The organism is Bradyrhizobium sp. 87 (assembly GCF_023073015.1).
GTDB classification, from domain to species: domain Bacteria; phylum Pseudomonadota; class Alphaproteobacteria; order Rhizobiales; family Xanthobacteraceae; genus Bradyrhizobium; species Bradyrhizobium canariense_D.
Map to the genome: position 1 here is coordinate 152,506 of NZ_JADPIQ010000056.1, position 21,442 is coordinate 173,947.

Here is a 21,442-nt window from a genome sequence, read left to right on the forward strand (position 1 = left end):
TGGTCGGCTTGTCTCCTGCGCTGGACAAAAGCGTGAGCGGGAGCGGAGACGATTGCATGGAGCGACATGAGGCGGAGCTGCCGCTGTCCGGCGTGACGGTGGTCTCGCTCGAGCAGGCGATCGCGGCTCCTCTTGCCAGCCGGCATCTTGCGGACTGGGGCGCGCGCGTCATCAAGATCGAGCGGCCGGGCGACGGCGATTTCTGCCGCGACTACGATCACGTGATGAACGGGATGTCCAGCCAGTTCGTCTGGACCAACAGGTCGAAGGAAAGCCTCGCCATCGACATCAAGAGCCCTGAAGGCCAGGAGGTGCTCAAGGCCCTGCTGCCGCAGGCCGACGTCTTCATCCAGAACCTGGCGCCCGGCGCGGCGGAGCGGCTGGGCCTCGATGCCGCATCGCTGCTGCGGAAGTATCCCCGGATCATCGCCTGCGACGTGTCGGGCTATGGCGCGGGCGGTCCCTACAGCGACAAGAAGGCCTACGATCTCCTCGTGCAGTGCGAGGCCGGCGTTCTCGCCATCAACGGCACCGAGGCGGAGCCCGCCAAGGTTGGGCTGTCGGTGGTCGATATCGCCACCGGCATGTACATCCTCAACGGCGTGCTGATGGCGCTATATCGCCGCGAGCGCACCGGCAAGGGCACCGCCTTCCAGGCCTCGCTGTTCGATTCCATCACGGACTGGATGAGCTATCCCGCCTTCTATACGCAGAGTACGGGCCGGCCACTGCCGCGAACCGGGGCAAGGCACGCAACGATAGCGCCGTATGGCCCGTTCCGCGTCGGAGACGGCAACACGATTTTCTTCGGCATCCAGAACGACCGGGAATGGCGATCGCTGTGCGCCGTCGTGCTTGGCGAGGCGGCCCTTGCCGACCACCCCCGCTTCCGCAGCAATCCGCTGCGCATGCAGAACAGGGACGATCTGCAGGTCCATATCGAGCAGCGTTTTGCAGCGATGACCAGTGACGAGGTGCTGCGGCTGCTCGACGAGGCCTCGATCGCCAACGCGCATCTGAATTCGGTCGAGGCTTTCCTGGAGCACGAGCAGCTCCGCGCCCGCTCCCGGGTGCAAACGGTGGGATCTCGTTGCGGCCCGGTGATGAGCTTCCTGCCGGCTCTCACCATTCCCGGCCTGTCGCCCCGGATGGATCCCGTGCCTGACGTCGGGCAACACAACCAATCCATCCTCAGCGAACTCGGTCTCGCAAAGGAGACATGACGATGGCCCCTCAGCGGCCGACGCGGGTCTATCTGGCCGTTCCGGCGCATCGCTCCCGTCTCGTCGCCAAGGCGGCTGCCTCGGCCGCGGATGCGGTGTTTATGGATCTCGAGGACGCCGTCCCGCCCTCCGAGAAGAGCGCGGCGCTGGAGGAAGCTGCGCGGGCGCTATCCTCGCTGGATTGGGGCAACAAGGTCGTCGCCGTCAGGCTCAACGCCGTCGACAGCCCCTTCATCGCGCAGGAAATCGGCACGCTCGCTGCGCTTCCCAGATTGGATTCGGTGATCGTGCCGAAGGCGGAGCGCGCGAGCGACATCGCCGCCATTGCCGATCAGCTGCGCGCCGCCGCGCCGGATCGCCCCTCGCCTGTGGCGCTCGAACTGCTGATCGAGACTGCGCTCGGTCTCGTCAATGTCGACGCGCTCGCGGCCGCGCACGACAGCGTCGCCGCCCTTCATCTCGGCGTCGGCGATTTCGCGGCGTCGATCGGCGCCCGCTCCTCGGAAATCGGCGCGTCGCCGGACGACTACCGCCATGTCGGCTCCATCCAGAGCGGCTATGCCACCGCCCCGCTCGATCTGTTCGCCTATCCGATGATGCGCCTGCTGGTGGCGGCGCGCGCGTTCGGCCTGCGCGCCATCGACGGTCCGTGCGGCGCGTTCCGGGATGGCAGACTGACGGAAAGCAGCGCGCTCAAGGCGGCTGCGATGGGTTTTGACGGCAAGCAGGTGATCCATCCCGACCAGATCGAGCCGACGCTGCGGGCGTTCGTCCCGTCCGACACCGAGCTCGCGCACGCGCGGCGGGTGGTCGCGGCCATGGAGCACGCCGAGGCGCAGGGCCAGGGCGCGGTGACGCTCGACGGCAAGATGATCGACTATGCCAATGTGCGGATGGCGCGCCGGATCATCGAGATGGGGTCGTAGCGGCGCATGACCACGGTGCTGATCGTCGCGCCGGTGTTTGCGCTGATCGCGGCCGGCTATGCCGCGGTGCTGTTTCGCTTCGTCTCGGAGACCGCGCACAAGGGCATCAGCGAATTCGCCTTCAGCATCGCGATTCCCGCGCTGCTGTTCCGCACCATCGTCGTCTCGGAATTTTCCGGCGTCAGCCCGTGGCGGATGTGGGGCGCCTATTACGGCGCGCTCGCGCTGACCTGGATCGCGGCGCTCCTGCTCTCGGCGCTGCTGCGGCAGCGGCGCGAGGACCGCGAGGACGGCGTCGTGTTCGCGATCGGCTCGGTCTACGGCAACATCGTGATGCTCGGCATTCCCCTGACGCTCTCGGCGCTCGGCAATGAGGCGGCAGGCCCGATGGCGCTGATCCTGTCGGTGAACACGCCGCTGCTCTGGCTCTGCGGCACGCTGCAGATGGAGCTGGTCGACCGCAAGCAGACCGCCTCTGCCGCGTCGCTGATCCTGCCGGTGCTGCGCGATCTCGCCCGCAACCCGATCATGCTCGCGATCGGCTTCGGCCTCGTCTGGCGCCTCACCGGCCTCGGCCTGCATCCCGTCGTCGACCGGACCGTCGAGCTGCTGGCGCAGGCGGGATCGCCGGCGGCGCTGATCGCGCTCGGCATCAATCTGTTCAGGTTCGAGGTCAAGGGCGAGATGTTGAGCGTGGTCGTGATGAGCGCGCTCAAACTGCTGGCGATGCCGGCGGCCGCCTTCGCGCTGGCAAGGATGCTCGACCTGCCGCCACTCGCGGCCGGCGTCGTCGTGCTGTTTGCGGCGATGCCGACCGGCGCCAATGCGTATATCTTCGCGGTACAGTATCAGCGGCTGGTGAACCCGGTATCGGGCGCGGTGGCGCTGGGCACGCTGCTGGCGGCTGTGACGTTGCCGGTGGTGGTGTGGGTGGTGGCGAGGTGAGGCAGGCTGTGCGCGATAACTCGCTTGGAGCAAAACTTCTTTGATGTCATCCAGCTGTTGGCATCGAACGCAATCCGCATATCAGCGTTCGTGGCGACACCTTGTCGTCGCTGTCCAAAGCCGTGTGATCTGCGTGGAACCCCTGACAGCACACGCGTGATAAATCCATTTCGGCGCATTGAACCGGTCCAAACGCTCAACTGACCAAAAAGAGATCTGCAATAAAGGAGCAGTTCCATGGGCATTCCCAAAGATGGGACGGTTTCGGTCCGCATCACATGCGTTGGTCACGCCAGCCGACGCTGGAGAGGTGCCCGCACGAAGGCGGCGGCATCCGCACTGAACCAACGCCTATCGGAATTCAGGGCGAAAACGATCTTCGACCAGGTCGATCCCATCGTCAAAATGCAGCTGCCGGGATTGCCCGTCGCGCTTGGCCAAAAGGCAGTCGGGAGCACGGAACCGTTTCCGACGGCCGGCGAAGATAACGCCGCCATCGATCGCAGTGTCGTCCTCATGGTCGACCTGGTTTGGACAGGTACGGGCGGTTACAAGAAGGTGCACCGTCCGCCTCGGCTTGTTTATGCGCCGAGCACCTTCTGGGAGATGAAAATCGCAGCGCTCTTTGGCGCCTCGGGTATCGGCGTCAAATCGAGCTTGCTCCGCGTGAAGATCAAGAACTTGAGTACAGGGCGCGAACTTTCGCTTTTTGGGCCGATTATCGGCGGTGATCTGACCATCGGTGCCGGCATGTTCAAGAAGGTGCCCAAGGTGTCGCCCGTGAGCTTCGACAAGTTCGATCCCAAACAATTGCGGGATGCGCAAGTGGGCAAGCCGGTCGTGTTCACGACGCCGCTCATGGACTTCGAAGACTGGATCAACGGATCGGAAGGCCAGCTCGTGCGGGTCGTTCACGGTCATCTTAAAACCGGCGTGACCAAGTCGCAGACCAGCTTTCTCCAGTTCGTCAGCGTCGATACTCATCCCGGCTCATTGGTCTTCGATCTGAAGGCGCTCGGTTTCTCGTTGGGTATTCCCGAGGTATCCAATCAGGTGCAATCCGGAACACTCAAAGCCGAAAATCATCCGTCAGACCAGTATCTCGTCGACACACCTGATGACGTTGTTCCTGTCCAAGTCGCACAGCACCGCAGCGAAGGCCTTCTGATCAGCTTCCCAACTGAAAAACATCACTGGACGGATTTGAGTTCGAGCCAGCAAGAGGAAGTGAAGCGATTTGTGTTGAACAGAACGGCAGCCATTCGCGCTTTGTCTGACTTCAAGGATGTGGTCGCCCCGACGCCGTGATGGGGCGGGTAGCTGGCAGACTGATTTCCCGACGGAGCTGTGGCTTCGTGCTTCGAGGGGGCGAGAAGCCGAGCATCCTGGTGGTATGCGCGCTCGACCCAATGCAGGTGCCGACCTGCGCGAATACGTACATCTTCGCCGTGCAGTATCAGCGGCGGGTGAACCCGGTGTCAGTTGCGGTGGCTCCGGGCACGCTGCTGGCGGCGGTGACGTTGCCGGTGGTGGTGTGGGTGGTGGCGAGGTGAGGTGGTCGGCGGCTTGGCGAGTGCGCCGCACCACCTCCCAAATACAATCAGCGCAGGCCCAGGAACGAGAGCACCACACCAATCACGACGACGAGTCCGACCAAATAGATAATGCCGTTCATGTCTGAGCTCCTCAGCGTTGTCAGTCCTGCCGCAACACAAACACTCCAGGTCGTGAAAAGGTTCGGCGTTGCCCGACGCCGATTTCTCCTGAAATGGGGGAACGAAAGCGACCGATCCTGCTTCGTGGCGTGCTGAGCCTTCGCCCCCCTCAACTGATGATTTTGCGTTTACACGCAAAGGTCGCTAGGCTGACTTGATACGTCCTGCAGGGAGGGTGATATGGGACAGCGTGAAGAGAGACTGGCAGTGATCAGAAGCGCTTACGCAGCACGCGATGGCGGTGACGCCGAGGGCTTGGTAACAGCCTTTCATCCCGAGGGCTTGTTCACCTTGATGGGCGACAAGAGCGCGCTCGCACTGACAGGGAGCATGCAAGGGCACCCGACCCTGCGTGGAGCTTTCAGTAGATTGATTGATGAATTCGGCTTCGAAGGTCGCGAAATCCTGGCTGAGCTGGTCGACGGAGATCGCGTCGCCGTCCATTCCCGCCTCGTCGTTCGATACCGCCCGACCGGGCAGGCTTCAAGCACCGAGATCCTGGATCTGTTCAGATTTAAGGACGGCAAGATCATCGAGCTGATCGAGTTTGCGGACACTGCGCAGATCAAGGCGATGATTGCGTGACGCGTGGTGAGGTTCTGTTAGTGTCGCCTGACGTTGGTGAGTTTGGTGCACTGTCATAGTAATTCGAATTGTATGACGTTCAGGCTGTGAACCTGACTGCCGAAAGAGTTATTGAACACGCTGGCCCGCGCGCCAGGCCATCTGCCAGAAGTCCGCCTCGAGTCGGGTGGCTTCCTTGAAGATCGCAATCAGCTCTGCCTCGCGGGCCGGTGTGGCGTAGAGATCGGCGAGATGCTCCATGTGCGCCTGCGCTTTGGCAGCGACCTCCTGGTACGGCGCGCCGGCATACTCGGCGATCCAGACGCGGTAGGCGTTCGTCGCAGCGTCCGCGAGGGGGAGCGAGGCGAGCCGCGTTGCGATCTCCGCGTACCCGATCACGCAGGGGGCAAGCGCCACCTTGAGCGCCAGCAGATCGCCGCGCATTCCTGCGTCGAGCACGTAGCGTGTATAGGCCAGCATCTCGGCCGCCGGCGGGGCCTGTTCAAGGTCGGCCGGGGACAGACCCCAATCGGCGCAGAGCTTCACATGCAGGTTCATCTCGACATCGAGGATAGCCGAAAGGCCGGCCGCGGCTTCACGCATGTCGGCAAGTCGGGGCGACTTGTAGACCGCGAGCGCGTAGGCGCGAGCAAACTCGATGAGGAACAAATAGTCCTGAACGAGGTAGTGACGAAACGCCGCTTCGGGGAGCGAGCCGTCTGCCAATCCGCTCGTGAAGGGATGCTCGGTGTAAGCCCGCCACTCAACGGATGCTGCTGTCTTGAGACGCTCGAAGAAACTCACGATCTTTTTCGCCCGGCTTGCTTGTCCATGAACGTCTTTTGGCTCGCTACCGATAGCGCATTGCGAACGGGGGAGCTACGGTGACCGCGCACAAAACTCACTTTAAGCAGCGTTGCGGATGGGCACTCCCCGCATCGGGAGTTTTGCGTCACCGTAACCCCAAGAGTTTTAAAAGGAACGGCTGGCCGACTTGTCCGGCGCCGCACTGCCCCAGCACTGTATGAGCGGGCTTCAAGTACAGGCTAACTGAGCGCCGAATTTCAAGGTCGGCATGCGTGCAACAGCTCGATGCCGAATCCAGCTAACCTGTAGTAGTCGGTTTGACCAGAAAGATGCCGCGACAAACAGCGAGCAATTACCAAATTTTCGATCGAAACAGCCGCTAGAGTCTCGCGAATACTCAATCGGTCCGCAAAGATTTTTGGATCAACAGTTGCCTGATTGGGGTTTTGGACGAGCGCGCGAGCCTCTTGCAATAGAAGTGCATCAAGCGGCTGCAGCTTCTGGAGAGCAGCAACGAACTCGGGTCGGACATCCGCGGCACGATCGGTGTCCATCGCATTAGCTAAAAGTCTTGCCCAAATCTCCTGCATCTCCGTGCGAGATTCTTGCTGGGCTGCTTCCAGCAACGGTATAGCGATTTGCTCTGGCAGTTCGGTCGTCTTAGCGTCGCGCTCCCGCAATATCTCCTGTGTTCGCCGGGTTATTGCATCCAGTCGCCGGTGCCGTGCAGCGTGGAGCGGGTCTCCAATCAGAATACCGTAAACATCGGCGATTTGCTGAGAACTGGCCTTCACAAGGTCCAGCGCCTTGCTGGCGGCTTTTGCGCTTTCTTCAATCGCGCCTTCGTACGGTGCCTTGTCGGTCATTCGCTTATTCCCCGAGCTTAAAGCCAGCGATAGGCGGCCCAGCCGACCTTGACGAGAGCAAATTGCAACCAAGGACTAAGATTGCCAACTCCCAACTTTTTGATGCGCCTGAATGTAGGGGCCAAACAGCTTGGGAGCAGTCCGGTAATACTCGTTCAGCTCATTCATTCGATCATAGTGCAGCTTCGGGCCAGCCGGGTCGTGTAGTTTGATTGCAGAGTTCGAGTCCATCAGATCGATGATCACAATTCGGATGCGCTCAAGATATTCGTTGACGTCTGGTCCAAAATAAAACGGCGCTTTTTCGATTGCCTCCGCGTACTCATAAAGTGTGCCATCGTCTGGTTGTCCGGAGGACATGGTCTTGGCTACCACATGTCTTATTGCTTCAAAGATTGCTATACGGCAGTCGAACAGCTCTAGCACGACGCGCTCATTCTCGGTTTGCCAGTTTTGTTTGGCAACTTCTGCCTGGAGGCGAGCCGCCTCAGCTTGGGAGCTTCCTAGGCGATAGGCGACGAAAGCCGCAGCTCCGGCCGCGATGACACCGGCGCTTCCTTACGTGAACAACGATAGACGGCCCAGCCAGCGAGAAACGCGACGGCGAGCAGCACCGCGTTGCGGCGGGAGGCGAGCCATCCGAAGGTTCTAACAGAAGGCGCGCGCCAAGGCGCCCCGAAAGGGGCTTGGCAGATTAACGCTTCGGTGTTCGGATGTCCGTGGGCGTGAAATTAGGACCTGGGCTATTGCCGCGTCTTCACACACGCGTCCACCGCGTAAGCGCACTGCTCCCCGGCAGTTAGGAGACCGCCAGTTGGGCCGGTGTAGTTCATTGAAGAGACCTGGCCGCCGGCAAACACCACATTGATCTTGCAAAAGCGACGTGAGCTGACCGCGGTGGCGCCGTACCGATCGCCGCTGACGCTGGCGACCTCCATGCCATTGCCGGAATCATAGCCCCAGACCTCGGTCGCGCCCTCGGCCGCTTTGTTGGCCGGTGCGCCCATACAAGAGAGCACCTGCTCCTTTGACATGCCTACCATTTGCGTTCGTGCATCTTGGGCGATTTCGGCGCGCTGAAAAGCGCAACCACATAGCGCGACGCCAAGCGCTACGATTCCCAAAACTCGCATGTTCTATTCCCCCAGCCGTGCATCCAACCGCAACGTACGGGGAAGCGCAACCTAAACGCGCTGCAACAAAAGAGATTCCGGTTACAGTGCGTGAAATTGGGATTACAGAAAACGAGTGCCCTGGGATCGAGAGGTTAGTGCACTGTTATGGGTAACCTGGCAGGTCGACTAACCCCACGTCTCAAGCGGCAATCTGCTATTGCGGCGTTTTGTCTATGTGCCCCTCTGTCCGCTTGTCGCCTCGCTTGCAGGCTGTGGTACGGCGCAATATGCGTTCACGCCGATCCGACAAGCTACTGCAAGTGCAATGCCGACCACAGGAACCAAGACAACTGCCGATAAACCAACGACAGAGCCAATTCCAGCGGCTATGGCGCCTACGACTTCAACCTTATGCTTGTTAGTGAGGCTCTCGATCTTTTTTGCGCAAGTCCTTGTAAGAGGGGTCTCCGCAATGAACTTGCGCACCTCTTCCATCACTCGACGGAAAAAACTATGCGACCCGCTACTTGCTCCAAAAGGGAAGGTGTTCTCGGGACCGACCCTGGACAGCCAATTCTGACCGATTTCCTCTAAGCTCGTTTCCATTGGAGAGCATCGCTTCTATAGTCTTTGCATGAGCGGCCGGAAGCGCTCCTATCCAATCAAGTGACGTAGAATTTTCGAAATCGAAGGTCATGACTGCAACTCGCGAATGTACTCAGCGGAAATCGCGTGGGTGGTCTGATGCAAGGTATGAGGGTCAACACCGCCCAAGCTGATGCCGCCACCTGCCCTAGGAGCGTAACTGCCGATTATCATCGCTGCGATGGTTCGCCCATCGCTGAGCAAAACTGGGCTCCCGGACTGCCCCGGACGCGCTTGAACGTTCAAGATAATGAGCAACGATAGTGATCTTTGTCCCGGTCGGATCTGCATCGGTCTTCTCAAGACGCAAATGTGCCGGGGCTTAAGGTGTCTGAGAATTGCACCGCTGGTACAGTTGGGTGGGCTCGAACCACCGACCTCCTGTTCCACAGACAGGCGCTCTAACCAACTGAGCTACAACTGCATCCTTGCGAGCCGCCCGAGGGGCGCCCTTGATAGGGCCGGTCACCGAGGGGGGCTGGACGGGGCGGAAACTAGGTGCAACGGGCGTTTTTGGCAAGGCCGCAACACCCTCAAAACGTCCCGCAAACGAGGTTATTTCCAAAGCAAAACCCGGGCTCTAGGCCCGGGTTTCTTAATTCAAACGACCCGGCCAGATCAGGCGGCGGGGTAGAGCTTCGCGGCGGAGGCCTTGATCGGCTCGGCGGCGGCAGTGGCCGCGCGCTGGGTGATCTCGGCGAGCTCCCGGGCCTGGGCCTGGAAGGTTTCGAGCTGCGTCTTGGAATGGTTGGTCCACAGCGCGAACGCATCCTGCGGCGCCTTCACGCTGAACAGCTCCTGGGTGAAGTCGAGATGGGCCTTGGTGTTGGCCTTCGCGAACTCCATCAGCTTGGCGGTGTATTCGCTGACGCCCTTGTGGGCGGACGCGAACACGGCCTCGACGGTGCCGTTGTGGGTTTCGGCGGCGTCCTTGAACTTGGCGTAGTTCTCGCGGGCCTGCGACACGCCCTTTTCGGCGAACGCACGCATCTGCTCCGGAACCTCGAACGGAATGACGGAGGCGGAGAATGGATCAGTCGTACCTGTCATGCTTTGTCCCTCACACTAATGAAAAAACGGAGTGAGCCTTCAGGCGCGCCCGCCGGCCAACCGGGTGACGGGTGCGAAGACTGGAAACACAAAACGAATGATGGCTCGCCCAGCGCGGAGACCATGCCTGCCTAAGATGTCAACATTGTGCAACGCAACGGGTTTTGGGGTGCATTGCGCAAATTTAATCGCGGGGAGGATGAGGTTCCCGGTATGGGGAACCGGTGGTTGAGGTAATCAGGTGGTGCCTGAGCGCGCGCCTCGTCCTTTGAGACGACCGCTGCGCGATCTCCTCAGGATGAGGCTGGGCGGCATGGGTATCTGCGGACGCGGGGATCTCGAAGAATGGGGATGCGAACGGGCTACGGCTTGCGGGGTCAGGGACATTAAGGTTATCGCGGCTTTAGGCCTTGGCGCATAGGCTTCGGCCGTGGACCTGCCCGGCCCTGCGGGCGATACTAACCCTTTCTTAAGGCTGTCATTCCCGGCAGCCTGATGCGCACAAGCGGGACGCGAAGCCGGTCGGATGACGAGTTCGGATTTCCAGTTGCGAGGCGTGGGCGATCCCCGGCTGGCCGTGCACGCGACCTCGCCGCTGCCCGTCTGGCTGTGGTCGATCGACGGCACGCGCGTGCTCTGGGCCAATCCGGTCGGGGCAAGACTGTTCGGCGCGGCCCATGCCACGGCGCTCGCAGACAAGACCTTCGGGCCCGCCGACAGCCACCGCCGCCAGATCATCCGGCTTGCCGGCCGGCTGCCTCCGAACGGCGCGATCCGGCTCGAACGGCTGCGCGGCTTCGGCGCGCGGTTGGGCACTCTGATGACCTGCGCCTGCGCCCGGCTCGACTTCGCCGATGGCGGCCGCGCCGTGCTGGTCACCGCGATGGACCCCGGCTTGCGCACCATGCCGCTGGTCGAGCGGCTGCTTCGTCTGGTCGACGGCGCCAAGACGCCGATGGCGGCGTTCGCACCCGACGGCCTGTTCGTCGGGGCCAGCGAAACGGCCCGCACCCTGCTCGGCTTCCGCGATCTCACCGAGGGCGGCCTCGAACAGGCGCGCAGCGATGCGCTCAGCCTTGGCCGCGCCGAGACGCCGATCGGCATCGGCCAGATGGTGCTGCAGCGGGTCGGCAGCGGGGCCGATGTCGGCCTGGTCGCGCTGATCGAGCCTGCCGTGCAGCAGGCGGCGGCTGCGACTGATGAGGTCGAGTCCGAGGCCGCCGAAGAGGTCGCGCGCGAAGAGATCGCCCGAGAAGACATCGCTCAGCATGAGGCTGCGCCGTCCGCTGCTCCAGCCGCCGTACCGCAGGATGTGCAAGCGGCGCCGTCGCACGAGGCGCCATCAGAGATCGCGCTGTTCGACGCCTTCGCCGAGCCGGTCGACGCGCCGCAAGCAACGATCGCGCACGAACCGCCCGTAAGCGAGCCGGCGACCGAGATCGTCTCGATCCAGCAAGCCGTCGAGCAAGCGGCCGAAGCGCGCGCCGAGGTCGAACCGAAGACTCCGGTTGAAAACTCGGCCGAAGCCATGGTGTCGCCGCAGGCCGCGCCGACCGTAACCGGCATGGTCGAGCCGCCGTCGGGCCACGAAGAGCCGCCCGCACCGCGTCAGCATCCGCTGCGCTTCCTCTGGAAGGCGGATGCAGAGGGCCGCTTTGTGCTTCTGTCCGACGAATTCATCCACCTGATCGGTGCGCGCACCGCCGCCGGCTTCGACCGCCCCTGGCGCGAGATCGCCGACGCCTTCGCGCTCGATCCTGAGAGCCGCGTGGCGCAGGCGCTTGCGAGCAAGGACACCTGGGCCGGGATCACCGTGAACTGGCCGGCCGATGGCGGCGAGCATCTGCCGGTCGAGCTTGCCGGAATTCCGGTTTATGACGGCGAGCGCAATTTCGCGGGCTTCAGGGGATTTGGCGTCTGCCGCGATCTCGACGGCCTCAACCGGCTCGATGCGCTCAGGCGTTTTGAGCTTTTGGCCGAACCGGCGGCGCCGCAAAGCCTGTCCGCCAATGTGGTCGAGCCGGAGCCCGAGCCAGAGCCGCCGCCTCCGCCGATCGAGCCGCCCGCACCTGAGCCTGAAGCTGAACTGCCCGAACCCACACCCGACGCGAATTCACATCCAACCGATCCGGAACCGCCAGTGGAAACGCCTCCCAATGTCCTGCCGTTCCGAGCGCCCGGCGACACGCGATCGCCGACGCTGACGCCGGTCGAGAACAGCGCGTTCAACGAGCTCGCCCGCCAATTGTCCGAGCGCCTCGAACGCGACAAGGAAACCATCGCGGCATCGTCCGAGCCGCCGGATGCCGAGATCACGCCTGAGGCGGCGACGCCGGAGCCCGAGCCTGAGACGCCGCACGCGCCGGCCGAATGGCTGACCGCGCCCGCGCCGCCCGCGCACGGCCACAGCCCGCGCGACCGCGCGCTGCTCGACCTGCTGCCGACCGGCATCCTGATCTACCGGCTCGACCGCCTGCTCTACGCCAACCCCGCGTTTCTCGCGCGCATGGGCTATGCCAGCCTGAGCGCACTGGAGAATGCCGGCGGGCTGGATGCGCTCTATGTCGAGCCGGGCGTGTCCGCGGCCAGCAGCACGTCGCAAGCCGGCACGCCTGTCACGATCAGCGCGACGCTCGCCAATGGCGAAGCGCCGCTGCCGACCACCGAGGCGCATCTGCACGCGATCGACTGGGACGGCGAGAGCGCGCATGCGCTGATCTGCGCGCTGCCGCAGGCTGCGCCCGTCATCGCCGAGACCGTCACCGCCGAGACCATTGTCCCCGAGACCTTCCCCACCGCGCCGGAGCCCGACGCCGGCGAGGCGGCCGCGGAAGATCTCGCCGCGATCCTCGACACCACGGCCGAGGGCATCGTGATGTTCGATGCCGAAGGCAACATCCACGCCTGCAACCGCAGCGCCGAGGCGCTGTTCGGCTATGACGGCGAGACGCTGATGCAGCAGAATCTGGTGACGCTGTTCGCGCCGGAGAGCCAGCATGTCGTGATCGACTATCTGGAAAACCTCAAGAGCCAGGACATCGCGAGCCTGCTCGACCACGGCCGCGAGGTGCTGGGGCGCGAGAAGAAGGGCGGCGTCATTCCGCTCGCGATGATCATGGGCCGCACCCGGCCCGACGGCCCGAACTTCTTCGCCGTGTTCCGCGATCTCTCGCACAGCAAGCAGGGCGAGAGCGAGCTGACGCAGGCGCGACGTCTGGTCGACGGCGCGGCCAATGCCAAGGCCGACATGCTGGCGCGGATCAGCCACGAGATCCGCACGCCGCTGAACGCCATCATCGGCTTCTCGGAGGTGATGATCTCGGAACGCTTCGGCACGCTCGGCAACGAGCGCTACGGCGAGTACATGAAGGACATCCGCGCCTCCGGCGAGCGCGTCATCGCCATCATCGACGACCTGCTCGAGCTGTCGCGGATCGAGACCGGCAAGCTCGACCTCAACTTCGCCAACCTCAACCTCAACGATCTCGTCGAGGCCTGCGTGGTGGTGATGCAGCCGCAGGCCAATCGCGAGCGCATCATCATCCGCACCTCGCTCGGCCATGCCCTGCCGCAGGTGAGCGCGGATGCGCGCGCGATGCGGCAGATCACCATGAACCTGATCTCGAACTCGATCCGGCTCGCCAGCGCCGGCGGCCAGGTCATCGTCTCGACCGCGCTCACCGACCGCGGCGAGGTCGCACTTCGCATCCGCGACACCGGTCACGGCCTCAGCGAGCGCGAAGTCGCCGCCGCGATGGAGCCGTTCCGCACGCCGCCGCCCGGCGACGCCGAAGACAGTTCGGCGCTGAGCTTGTCGCTGACCAAGGCCCTGGTCGAAGCCAACCGCGCCCGCTTCAACATCAAGAGCGCGGCGAACTCCGGCTCGCTGATCGAGGTGGTGTTCGCACCGGCACTGGCGCAGGCGTAAGCGGCGAACGCGATTTCCTGCCCGCGGTGCACGGGCGGCTTCGGCCGAGCCGCGCCCCGCGAAGGGCGCCAGCTCATTGCGACTTCTTCCCGAGCGGAACCGAAGCCCCTCGTTGCGGCTTGAAGCCTGGACCCAGCGTTTCTCCTGCTGATCAGTTCGACACTGCAGCTCCGCACTCCAGCGACTTCAAATGACCGAACGAGCGAAATCCGTGGCATCGAAGCAGCGTCCGCCCAAGCGGAGCGAGGCGGTGCGGAGCGACAGAGGCCCGACCACGACTGAGCGAAAGCCGCTGCCTACCGGCGCAGGCGCGCGCATGAACGCCCGAGTCGTGCTTGCCCTTGCGCTGGTCGCACTCGCGTTGTGGACGGCGGCGGGCTTTCTGCCCGCGGTGATCTGGGCCGCGATACTCGCAACCAGCCTGTGGCCGCTCTACACCAAGTTTGCGGCACGCGTGACCTCCGGCCGCTCCAGCCTGGCCCCGCTGGTCTTCACGCTCGTCGTCGCCCTCATCCTGTTTACGCCGATGTCGCTTGCCGTCTATCAGATCGCGCAGCAAGGCGATCTGCTCGTGGGCTGGATGAAACAGGCCGGAGAGAGCGGGATCGAAGTGCCTGATTGGCTCGCCCGCCTTCCGATCGCCGCAGAGAGCATCGAGCAGTGGTGGCGCAGCAATCTTTCCGATCCCAAAGCCGCGACCGCATGGCTGAAAAGCGTCAACGCAGACAACGCATCGGAACTGTTTCGAACGTTCGGCGGACAGCTGCTTCATCGCCTGTTTCTTCTGTTCTTTTCGCTGATCGCCTTGTTCGTCTTGCTGCGCAACGGCCGGTCGATCTCGGACCGCGTGCTGGAAACCTGCGATCGGCTTTTCGGTGAGGCGGGAGAGGGTCTCGCCGAGCAAATGGTCGATGCGATCCGCGGCACCGTGAACGGTACGGTGCTGGTCGCCGCAGGCGAGGGATTATTGATCGGCGTGGCCTATTTCGTCGCGGGCGTGCCGCATGCCATCGTATTCACAATATTGACCACGGCCTTCGCCATGCTTCCGTTCGGCGCCTGGCTCGCTTTCACCGCTGCGGCGGTGGTGCTGGTCTCTGGCGGAGGCAGCGGCTTCGCAGCCGCGGGCGTCTTCTTCTGGGGCGCGATCGTCATGTTGGCCGGCGATCATTTCGTCTGGCCGACCCTGGTCGGCGACTCGGCGCGGCTGCCGTTTCTGTTCGCGTTTGTCGGGATCTTCGGAGGCTTGGCTGCCTTCGGCCTTCTGGGCTTGTTTCTCGGCCCGGTGATCATGTCGGCGTTGCTGGTGGTCTGGCGCGAGTGGGTGTTCCGACCTGTCGCGCCCGAGAAGAACGGTTGAGTTGCCGCGGGCGTATCCCCAAGCACACGCCAGAAAGCAAAAGGCACGGCGCTTGCGACGCCGTGCCTTCCGCATTCATGAGGCTCGATCTCAGCTGTAGATTTCGAACAGTCCCGCGCCGCCCTGGCCGCCGCCGATGCACATCGTCACGACGCCCCACTTCGCCTTGCGGCGCTTGCCTTCCTGGAGGATGTGGCCGGTGAGCCGCGCGCCGGTCATGCCGAACGGATGGCCGATCGGCGCTGGCGAAGGCATAAGGCGAGATCAGGCTGGGACTGGACTGGCGGCTGCCTTTACGTAGTGGCGCAACCCGCTCGGACATGTAGTATGGCCCTGCCGGAGCGGGGTACCAAATTGGACGGAATCAATCTTCACGATCCCCTCTTCGCCACCTATGTCGTTGCCGCCAGCTTGATCATCCTCAAGGCCGTGGCGATGTCGTGGCTCACCGTGGTCCGGATGGTGAGGGCCCAGGGCGGCTACCGTTCGCCGGAGGACATCAAGAAGACACCACTGAATCCCGCACCCGATCCGGCGCAGCTTCTTCCCAACGAAGATGTGGAGCGGATCCGCCGGATCCAGATGAACGATCTCGAGAGCCTGCCGTATTTCCTGGCCGCGGGCTTTCTTTATGTTCTCACAAAGCCGTCGCTGCTTCTCGCGCAATGCCTGCTCTACGGCTACGTTGCCTCACGCCTGCTGCATTTTCTCGCCTATCTCACCGGGCAAATTCACGACATTCGCGCAATGCTGTGGACCGTCGGCTCGGTCATCCTGGTCTTCATGACCGTGCGCACGCTGCTCGTTGCACTCGGCGCTTGAGGCTCAGTCGGCCACGCCGGCGATCTGCTGGGCCGAAAGGTAGCGTTCAAGCGCCTCGTGCTGCTTGAAAAAGCGCATGGCGCGCAGATCGCGGATCGTCGTTTTTTGTGCCGCATCGCGAACCCGGGTGACCTCGCGGGCTTCCTCCAGCCGGCCGACCCCGACCAGGTTGGCCGCGAGCATGCGATGTCCGGTGCCGTTGCTCGGATTGTGCCGAACCGACTTGCGCGCCCAGGCAACGCCCTCCTCGTACTGCCCGAGGGCAAAGTAGGACGCGGTCAGTCCCGTCATCCACATATGGAGCATGCTGTCCTCGGGGCTGAGGACGAGAGACCGATGCAGGCATGCGAGTGCGTTGGCATAATCGCCTCCCATGCTGTCGATCATTCCGAGTACACCCCATGCGAAAGCCGAACTCGGATTGAGCCTTGCGGCTTCGCTGGCGTGAATGCGCCCCTGATCGTTGTCGCCGGCGGGCCCAAACAGCGTGAAGCCATAGACAGCGTGGGCGAAAGCGTCCCCACTATCCTGCTCGACGGCGCGGCGCGCCAGACCGACCGCCTCGGACGCGGCATCCGCAGACATGTTGGCGCCGAGCGGCGGAGCCATCACGAGTCCCCAAGCCAGCGCCGCCAGCGTCGCCGTTCGCTCCTGATCGAGGCTCAGAGACCGCCGAAGCAGATCGATGGCCTTGACGATACCTTCGCGGGTGCCGCCCCATAAATGATGAAGGCCGCGCAAATACAGATCATAGGCCGAAAGATCAGTTGGCGGCTTGCGGCGTGCGCGTTCGATCTCGGCGCTACGAACGGCGGGATCGACGACTGCGGCAACACTGCTGCTGACGTCGTCCTGCAGGTCGAAGATGTCGACCAGGGGGCGATCGTAGCGATTGGACCAGACCTGGGCCTCGCTTCCGGTATGAGTGAGCTCGGCCGAGACGCGAATGCGGTTGCCCGCCTTGCGAATATGACCGCTCAGGACGTATTGCGCACCGAGTTGCTGCGCAATCTGCCGGCTGGTCATTCCCTTGTCCCGAAGGGCAAAGCTCGATCCGGCCGCGATCACCACCAGCTCGCGAAAGCGCGATAGAGCGGTGATGATGTCTGCAGTGACGCCATCGGCGAAGTAGTCCTGTTCGGTTTCATCACCCATGTTGCGGAACGGAAGCACCGCCACGGAGGGCCTGTCGTTGCCGAACACGTGCTCCGCCTGGTGCGAAAGGTCTGCCGTCGGCTCCGCTGCCGGCAGAACGATCTTCTGCTCCTGGACCTTGCGCAATTCCGCAGCCAGCGCGCTGGTTGTGGCATCGGGCGCGGTGCCGAGCTCTTGCTTCAGAAAGGCAACGACGGCCTGATAATATTTGAGCGCCTCGGCGTTGCGGCCGGCCGCGGACAACGCGCGCATGATCAGGCGGTGCGCATCCTCGCGCATGCTGTTGAGTGCATTGGCGCGCTGGCCGGCGAGCAGGGCATCGCCGGCACGTCCGTCGGACAGTTCCTGGTCGCCGAGCGCTACCATCGCGCCGACAGCCAGCTCCGATAACCGCTCGCGTTCGCCGGCCACCCACTCGCTCCAGCCCTCAGCGTTGACCGCGATGTCATCGACGAGGCGCCCGCGATAGAGATCTGCCGCCGCGGTCAGCGCGTCACGGCTGCCCTTTCTGACAAGCCGCTCGAATTGCGGCACATCGCAGGTGATCACAACGGCATTCAACGAAATGAATTCGCCGTCACTCCTGAGAGCACTCTGACCAAGAACTTGACGCAGCTTGAACAGGGCCTGTCGCAGGTTTTGCTTCGCCTGCGCTTCGAAGTGCGATCCCCACAGCAAGGTCGAGAGTTTTTCGCGGTGCTGAGGCTGAGGTGCCGTGTAGGCCAGATAGGCCAGCAATCCCGCGAGCTTCTTGTTCGGTAAGCTGACGGCACCGTCCGGCCCGATCAGTTCAAAACGTCCAAGAAGTGCGAGAGTAAAACTTGGGCTGGGCGCGGGTGCAGTTTCGGTCATTCCGCCTCAAAAATAAGCAGATGCGCTCACGGATATACATCCTACACGAATTGCCGCCTTAGCGAACAATATTAACGCTGCAGTGACGGCCGAGTGACGCCGGCGACGACGACAGTGGGTTCAGATCGCATCGCGACGAGATGCCGGTTGGTTGATCGACGCGGAGCAATTTCATCCGGAAGTCAGCGTGCGCGCGCATCACCTCATCATGATCGTCGTTGGCTTGTTCGTGGTTCTCGCCGGATTCGACGCAGCGTTGACGACCTTTGCACACCCGACACTCAGGGCCGCTTCGCAGTCGGCGCCGCCCGTCGCACCGCTCCTTTTCGGAGGCGACTGATCGCACGCCGGCATCACAACAGCCATCAAACAGGAGGTCGCATTGACCGACATCGCACAGCAGGGAAGACAATCGCAGAGGTTTCTCGCGTCCGACCAAGAACAGCGATTGGTTGCGATGTGGAGACTTGGAGTGGTCGCCTTCTATGGCTCGCTCCTGGCGCTGGTGATTGCCTTCGCGGCAATGAGCAAGGCGCCCCGAGAGCGCCAAGCCAACCTCGCCTCCGACGATTTCGTTACCCACTACATTTCGAACCCGCCGGCGCCGTAGGCGATCGGGACGAGCGACAGCAAAGCATATGAGGACAATCGTGAACAATCACAACCGTGCTGCGTCTCCAATTCGGGCCAGATCTCCGGCATCGCACGACAGAAAGCGAACAGGCGGCGAGACGCGCCTGATGATCCTCGTTCTGCTGGGATTCGGCCTCGTTCACGTGATCGGCGCGATCCTGATTCAGCGCGCGTCGACCGAGCCAGGTGATCCGCCCCTGATCCTCGCTTCGCACACCGACTGACGGCCGCCACATGCAGCCGGTTCATGGGATTTGAAAAACCAGGAGGCAACATGCCAGCAATCATACGCACGATTTCCCGCACGGTCCTCTCGGTCATCGGTGCCGAATTGGCGAAGCACGCCCTCCTGTTGTGCGCAGCGTGCGCCTTTGTGTTCGTGCTCTCACGAACCTACGGCCTGGATTTGAGCGCCGGATTCTTCTGACGTTCGCAATGGCGGCCGACATGACTGAAATCTGAAGACGCATCGTCGTTGATGCGTAAGTCCAGAGGAGCTGATATGTACGTTGGCCGGATATTGTCCACGCTTGGCGGACAAGGACCCATGCTCCTGGTGATCTCGCTTTGCGCAGGGCTGGTGATCACTCCCTTCGCTCATCTCGGCTACGATCTTTTGCCTTTTTCGGCATTTCTTCTGACGCTGGGCTCGTTTCTTACGGCGGGTCTTGCCCCCTCTGAAGCCAGCATTCGTCCGCTCCTGATGGGCGTGGTGCTTGCCTGGGTTGGCCTGGTGCTGCCATTCGCTGCTGCGATTCTGCTGTCCTTTGCTCCGCTTGATCCTGCGCTGCGGGCCGGCGTTCTGCTTTCATTGCTGGCGCCGCCGGTCGGAAGCGCCGCTGCGATCGCCGGAATGCTCGGTTTGCGACCACGTCTCGCACTGCTCGTTTCCATCGCACTGACCTTGCTCACGCCGATCTCGATTCCGAGTTTTGCCACGGTGCTCGGACTTGGAATTGCATTCGACATGGGCAGGCTGGCGATCCGGCTCTTCAGCATTATCGGCGCTGCAGGCCTGGTGGCCTTCTTAGCCATGAGGTTTCGTCGTCATGTGATTCCTGTTCTGCCCGATCAAAGCGCCGCCACCGGGATCGCCGTTGTCGGGCTCATGATCGTGGGGCTTGCCACCTCGCAAGGCATACGGGCGCAATGGACCAGCAACGCCCTGCGTTTCGACGTGATGCTCGCCGCGGCGATCGTGTTCAATTTCGGTCTGTGCGTCCTCGCTGCCATGACGTTCGCGAGACTGGGGTGGCAAACCGCCGGTACCATCGGTCTCGTGAGCGGAAACCGCAACGTCACGCTCGTGTGGGCAGCGGCGAGCTTCGGTCTGCCGTCGCTGGCGGAAGATTATGTCGCTGCGTGCGTCATCCCGGTCCTCGCGCTTCCCCTCATCATCAAGCTTTGTCTTAGACTACCATCCTTCAGCCGCTTCATCCCACAAAACCGATGACCCAAAGAGTACACGCCTGACCTGGTGCTCAAACAACAAGGCACGGCGCTTGCGACGCCGTGCCTTCCGCATTCATGAGGCTCGATCTCAGCTGTAGATTTCGAACAGTCCCGCGCCGCCCTGGCCGCCGCCGATGCACATCGTCACGACGCCCCACTTCGCCTTGCGGCGCTTGCCCTCCTGGAGGATGTGGCCGGTGAGCCGCGCGCCGGTCATGCCGAACGGATGGCCGATCGCGATCGATCCGCCGTTGACATTGTACTTGGCGGGATCGATGCCGAGCTTGTCGCGCGAATAGAGACACTGGCTGGCGAAGGCTTCATTGAGCTCCCAGAGATCGATGTCGTCGATCTTCAGGCCATGACGCTTCAACAGCTTCGGCACGGCAAAGATCGGGCCGATGCCCATCTCGTCCGGCTCGCAACCCGCGGCCGCCCAGGCGACGAAGCGGCCCATGGGATTGAGGCCGCGCTTCTCCGCGTCCTTGGCTTCCATCAGCACCACGGCCGCGGCGCCGTCCGACAGCTGGCTGGCGTTGCCGGCCGTGACGAACTTGCCGGGGCCCCTGACGGGCTCGAGCTTGGCGAGACCTTCCAGCGTGGTCTCGGGCCGGTTGCACTCGTCGCGGTCGACGACGTAATCGACGATCGACTCGGCCTTGGTCGCCTTGTCGACCACCTTCATCTTAGTCTTCATCGGGACGATCTCGTCCTTGAACTTGCCGGCCTGCTGCGCGGCGGCCATGCGGCGCTGCGACTCCAGCGAATACTCGTCCTGATATTCACGGCTGAGATTGTAGCGCTCGGCGACGATATCGGCGGTGTCAATCATCGCCATGAAGATCGCCGGTGCCGTCTTGAGCAGTTCGGGATCGATCGATTCCTTCGGCGTGCCGCCGCCCGGCATCGAGATGCTCTCGACGCCGCCTGCGACGATGCAGTCGGAACCGTCCGAGCGGATCGAGTTGGCGGCCATCGCGATGGTCTGGAGACCGGACGAGCAGAACCGGTTCACCGAGACGCCCCCGGTCGATTTCGGCATTCCCGCCAGCAGCGCGGCCTGGCGGCCGATGTTCGGCGCGCCATGAGCGCAATTGCCGAGATAGCAATCCTCGACATAGTCCTTCTCGACGCCGGCGCGGTCGACTGCGTGGTGAATGGCGTGGGCCGCGAGCGACATCGGCGGGGTGATGTTGAACCCGCCGCGGCCGGATTTCGCGAGGCCCGTGCGTGCATAGGAAACGATGACGGCTTCACGCATTGTTTTCTCCCTTTCGAACGATTTTGACCGGAGCATCGGTCGAGGTTTCTCGGCGCCATTGGTACACAATGTCCGGCGGTCGCGGGAGAAATAAAAACGCCGCCCTCGCGAGAGGGCGGCGTT

20 protein-coding genes, 1 tRNA gene and 1 pseudogene are annotated in these 21,442 nt (G+C 62.9%); 13 read left to right on the forward strand and 9 right to left on the reverse strand.

The features are described from left to right. Positions 1 to 56: 56 nt before the first annotated feature. From IVB50_RS14735 to IVB50_RS14760, 6 genes are all read left to right on the forward strand, one after another. Complete coding sequence (locus IVB50_RS14735; RefSeq protein WP_247296195.1) at positions 57 to 1,223, forward strand: CaiB/BaiF CoA-transferase family protein; 1,167 nt, start codon at positions 57 to 59, stop codon at positions 1,221 to 1,223. Positions 1,224 to 1,225: 2 nt separating this feature from the next. After that, on the forward strand, positions 1,226 to 2,149 hold the full coding sequence (locus tag IVB50_RS14740; protein WP_247296197.1) for a CoA ester lyase: 924 nt from the start codon (positions 1,226 to 1,228) through the stop codon (positions 2,147 to 2,149). A gap of 6 nt (positions 2,150 to 2,155) precedes the next feature. Continuing rightward, positions 2,156 to 3,094: an AEC family transporter gene (locus IVB50_RS14745; protein WP_247296200.1), complete on the forward strand. Its 939-nt coding sequence runs from the start codon at positions 2,156 to 2,158 to the stop codon at positions 3,092 to 3,094. Positions 3,095 to 3,331: 237 nt separating this feature from the next. After that, positions 3,332 to 4,402: a hypothetical protein gene (locus IVB50_RS14750; RefSeq protein ID WP_204512338.1), complete on the forward strand. Its 1,071-nt coding sequence runs from the start codon at positions 3,332 to 3,334 to the stop codon at positions 4,400 to 4,402. A gap of 101 nt (positions 4,403 to 4,503) precedes the next feature. Next, positions 4,504 to 4,647 carry a hypothetical protein gene (locus tag IVB50_RS14755; RefSeq protein WP_247296202.1) on the forward strand — a complete coding sequence of 48 codons (144 nt, stop codon included), beginning with the start codon at positions 4,504 to 4,506 and terminating at the stop codon, positions 4,645 to 4,647. A gap of 342 nt (positions 4,648 to 4,989) precedes the next feature. Next, positions 4,990 to 5,394: a nuclear transport factor 2 family protein gene (locus tag IVB50_RS14760; protein ID WP_247296203.1), complete on the forward strand. Its 405-nt coding sequence runs from the start codon at positions 4,990 to 4,992 to the stop codon at positions 5,392 to 5,394. Between the two features lie 108 nt (positions 5,395 to 5,502). Here IVB50_RS14760 and tenA read toward each other — a convergent pair whose 3' ends face one another. The 6 genes from tenA to IVB50_RS14790 form a co-directional block, all read right to left on the reverse strand. Next, entirely contained in the window at positions 5,503 to 6,177 is a 675-nt protein-coding gene (gene tenA, locus IVB50_RS14765; RefSeq protein ID WP_247296205.1) for a thiaminase II, read from the reverse strand. 260 nt (positions 6,178 to 6,437) lie between these two features. Continuing rightward, a complete protein-coding gene (locus tag IVB50_RS14770; protein WP_247296207.1) occupies positions 6,438 to 7,046 on the reverse strand; it encodes an Abi-alpha family protein in 609 nt (202 codons plus the stop codon). A 75-nt stretch (positions 7,047 to 7,121) separates the two neighbouring features. Beyond that, positions 7,122 to 7,472 (reverse strand): hypothetical protein, encoded by a 351-nt coding sequence (locus IVB50_RS14775; RefSeq protein ID WP_247296209.1) that lies wholly within the window; start codon positions 7,470 to 7,472, stop codon positions 7,122 to 7,124. Positions 7,473 to 7,789: 317 nt separating this feature from the next. Continuing rightward, complete coding sequence (locus IVB50_RS14780; RefSeq protein ID WP_247296211.1) at positions 7,790 to 8,089, reverse strand: hypothetical protein; 300 nt, start codon at positions 8,087 to 8,089, stop codon at positions 7,790 to 7,792. 1,064 nt (positions 8,090 to 9,153) lie between these two features. Further along, a tRNA-His gene (locus tag IVB50_RS14785) sits at positions 9,154 to 9,230 on the reverse strand. 194 nt (positions 9,231 to 9,424) lie between these two features. Continuing rightward, complete coding sequence (locus IVB50_RS14790; RefSeq protein ID WP_018453573.1) at positions 9,425 to 9,856, reverse strand: phasin; 432 nt, start codon at positions 9,854 to 9,856, stop codon at positions 9,425 to 9,427. Between the two features lie 526 nt (positions 9,857 to 10,382). Between IVB50_RS14790 and IVB50_RS14795 the strand changes: the two genes are divergently transcribed. Continuing rightward, positions 10,383 to 13,784 carry a PAS domain-containing protein gene (locus tag IVB50_RS14795; protein ID WP_247296213.1) on the forward strand — a complete coding sequence of 1,134 codons (3,402 nt, stop codon included), beginning with the start codon at positions 10,383 to 10,385 and terminating at the stop codon, positions 13,782 to 13,784. A gap of 316 nt (positions 13,785 to 14,100) precedes the next feature. Further along, on the forward strand, positions 14,101 to 15,144 hold the full coding sequence (locus tag IVB50_RS14800) for an AI-2E family transporter (RefSeq protein ID WP_063745866.1): 1,044 nt from the start codon (positions 14,101 to 14,103) through the stop codon (positions 15,142 to 15,144). Between the two features lie 90 nt (positions 15,145 to 15,234). Here the strand turns inward: IVB50_RS14800 and IVB50_RS14805 are convergent. After that, positions 15,235 to 15,381, reverse strand: a pseudogene (locus IVB50_RS14805) (acetyl-CoA C-acyltransferase); the annotation flags it as partial. A 90-nt stretch (positions 15,382 to 15,471) separates the two neighbouring features. Here IVB50_RS14805 and IVB50_RS14810 point away from each other — a divergent pair. Next, a complete protein-coding gene (locus IVB50_RS14810; protein ID WP_143273320.1) occupies positions 15,472 to 15,966 on the forward strand; it encodes an MAPEG family protein in 495 nt (164 codons plus the stop codon). A gap of 3 nt (positions 15,967 to 15,969) precedes the next feature. Here IVB50_RS14810 and IVB50_RS14815 read toward each other — a convergent pair whose 3' ends face one another. Further along, positions 15,970 to 17,973: a BTAD domain-containing putative transcriptional regulator gene (locus IVB50_RS14815; RefSeq protein ID WP_247296216.1), complete on the reverse strand. Its 2,004-nt coding sequence runs from the start codon at positions 17,971 to 17,973 to the stop codon at positions 15,970 to 15,972. 151 nt (positions 17,974 to 18,124) lie between these two features. On the opposite strand from IVB50_RS14815, the gene IVB50_RS14820 reads away from it, so the two are divergent. The 4 genes from IVB50_RS14820 to IVB50_RS14835 all read left to right on the forward strand — a co-directional run bounded on the left by IVB50_RS14820 (position 18,125) and on the right by IVB50_RS14835 (position 20,059). Continuing rightward, positions 18,125 to 18,313: a hypothetical protein gene (locus IVB50_RS14820; protein ID WP_018453567.1), complete on the forward strand. Its 189-nt coding sequence runs from the start codon at positions 18,125 to 18,127 to the stop codon at positions 18,311 to 18,313. A 42-nt stretch (positions 18,314 to 18,355) separates the two neighbouring features. Further along, positions 18,356 to 18,583 (forward strand): hypothetical protein, encoded by a 228-nt coding sequence (locus tag IVB50_RS14825; protein WP_085348786.1) that lies wholly within the window; start codon positions 18,356 to 18,358, stop codon positions 18,581 to 18,583. Positions 18,584 to 18,880: 297 nt separating this feature from the next. Continuing rightward, entirely contained in the window at positions 18,881 to 19,033 is a 153-nt protein-coding gene (locus IVB50_RS14830) for a hypothetical protein (RefSeq protein WP_018453564.1), read from the forward strand. Positions 19,034 to 19,153: 120 nt separating this feature from the next. Then, positions 19,154 to 20,059, forward strand: coding sequence for a hypothetical protein (locus IVB50_RS14835; protein WP_247296219.1), 906 nt, complete (start codon positions 19,154 to 19,156; stop codon positions 20,057 to 20,059). Between the two features lie 87 nt (positions 20,060 to 20,146). Here the strand turns inward: IVB50_RS14835 and IVB50_RS14840 are convergent, their stop codons facing one another. After that, positions 20,147 to 21,319: an acetyl-CoA C-acyltransferase gene (locus IVB50_RS14840; RefSeq protein WP_007596708.1), complete on the reverse strand. Its 1,173-nt coding sequence runs from the start codon at positions 21,317 to 21,319 to the stop codon at positions 20,147 to 20,149. Between the last annotated feature and the right edge of the window lie 123 nt (positions 21,320 to 21,442).

Excerpts from the sequence above, each read along its gene's own strand:
- IVB50_RS14735 (WP_247296195.1), top strand. The coding sequence starts at position 57 with ATGGAGCGACATGAGGCGGAGCTGCCGCTGTCCGGCGTGACGGTGGTC.
- IVB50_RS14740 (WP_247296197.1), top strand. The coding sequence starts at position 1,226 with ATGGCCCCTCAGCGGCCGACGCGGGTCTATCTGGCCGTTCCGGCGCAT.
- IVB50_RS14745 (WP_247296200.1), top strand. The coding sequence starts at position 2,156 with ATGACCACGGTGCTGATCGTCGCGCCGGTGTTTGCGCTGATCGCGGCC.
- IVB50_RS14750 (WP_204512338.1), top strand. The coding sequence starts at position 3,332 with ATGGGCATTCCCAAAGATGGGACGGTTTCGGTCCGCATCACATGCGTT.
- IVB50_RS14755 (WP_247296202.1), top strand. The coding sequence starts at position 4,504 with ATGCAGGTGCCGACCTGCGCGAATACGTACATCTTCGCCGTGCAGTAT.
- IVB50_RS14760 (WP_247296203.1), top strand. The coding sequence starts at position 4,990 with ATGGGACAGCGTGAAGAGAGACTGGCAGTGATCAGAAGCGCTTACGCA.
- IVB50_RS14770 (WP_247296207.1), bottom strand. The coding sequence starts at position 7,046 with ATGACCGACAAGGCACCGTACGAAGGCGCGATTGAAGAAAGCGCAAAA.
- IVB50_RS14780 (WP_247296211.1), bottom strand. The coding sequence starts at position 8,089 with ATGGTAGGCATGTCAAAGGAGCAGGTGCTCTCTTGTATGGGCGCACCG.
- IVB50_RS14790 (WP_018453573.1), bottom strand. The coding sequence starts at position 9,856 with ATGACAGGTACGACTGATCCATTCTCCGCCTCCGTCATTCCGTTCGAG.
- IVB50_RS14795 (WP_247296213.1), top strand. The coding sequence starts at position 10,383 with ATGACGAGTTCGGATTTCCAGTTGCGAGGCGTGGGCGATCCCCGGCTG.
- IVB50_RS14800 (WP_063745866.1), top strand. The coding sequence starts at position 14,101 with ATGAACGCCCGAGTCGTGCTTGCCCTTGCGCTGGTCGCACTCGCGTTG.
- IVB50_RS14810 (WP_143273320.1), top strand. The coding sequence starts at position 15,472 with ATGGCCCTGCCGGAGCGGGGTACCAAATTGGACGGAATCAATCTTCAC.
- IVB50_RS14815 (WP_247296216.1), bottom strand. The coding sequence starts at position 17,973 with ATGACCGAAACTGCACCCGCGCCCAGCCCAAGTTTTACTCTCGCACTT.
- IVB50_RS14830 (WP_018453564.1), top strand. The coding sequence starts at position 18,881 with ATGCCAGCAATCATACGCACGATTTCCCGCACGGTCCTCTCGGTCATC.
- IVB50_RS14835 (WP_247296219.1), top strand. The coding sequence starts at position 19,154 with ATGCTCCTGGTGATCTCGCTTTGCGCAGGGCTGGTGATCACTCCCTTC.
- IVB50_RS14840 (WP_007596708.1), bottom strand. The coding sequence starts at position 21,319 with ATGCGTGAAGCCGTCATCGTTTCCTATGCACGCACGGGCCTCGCGAAA.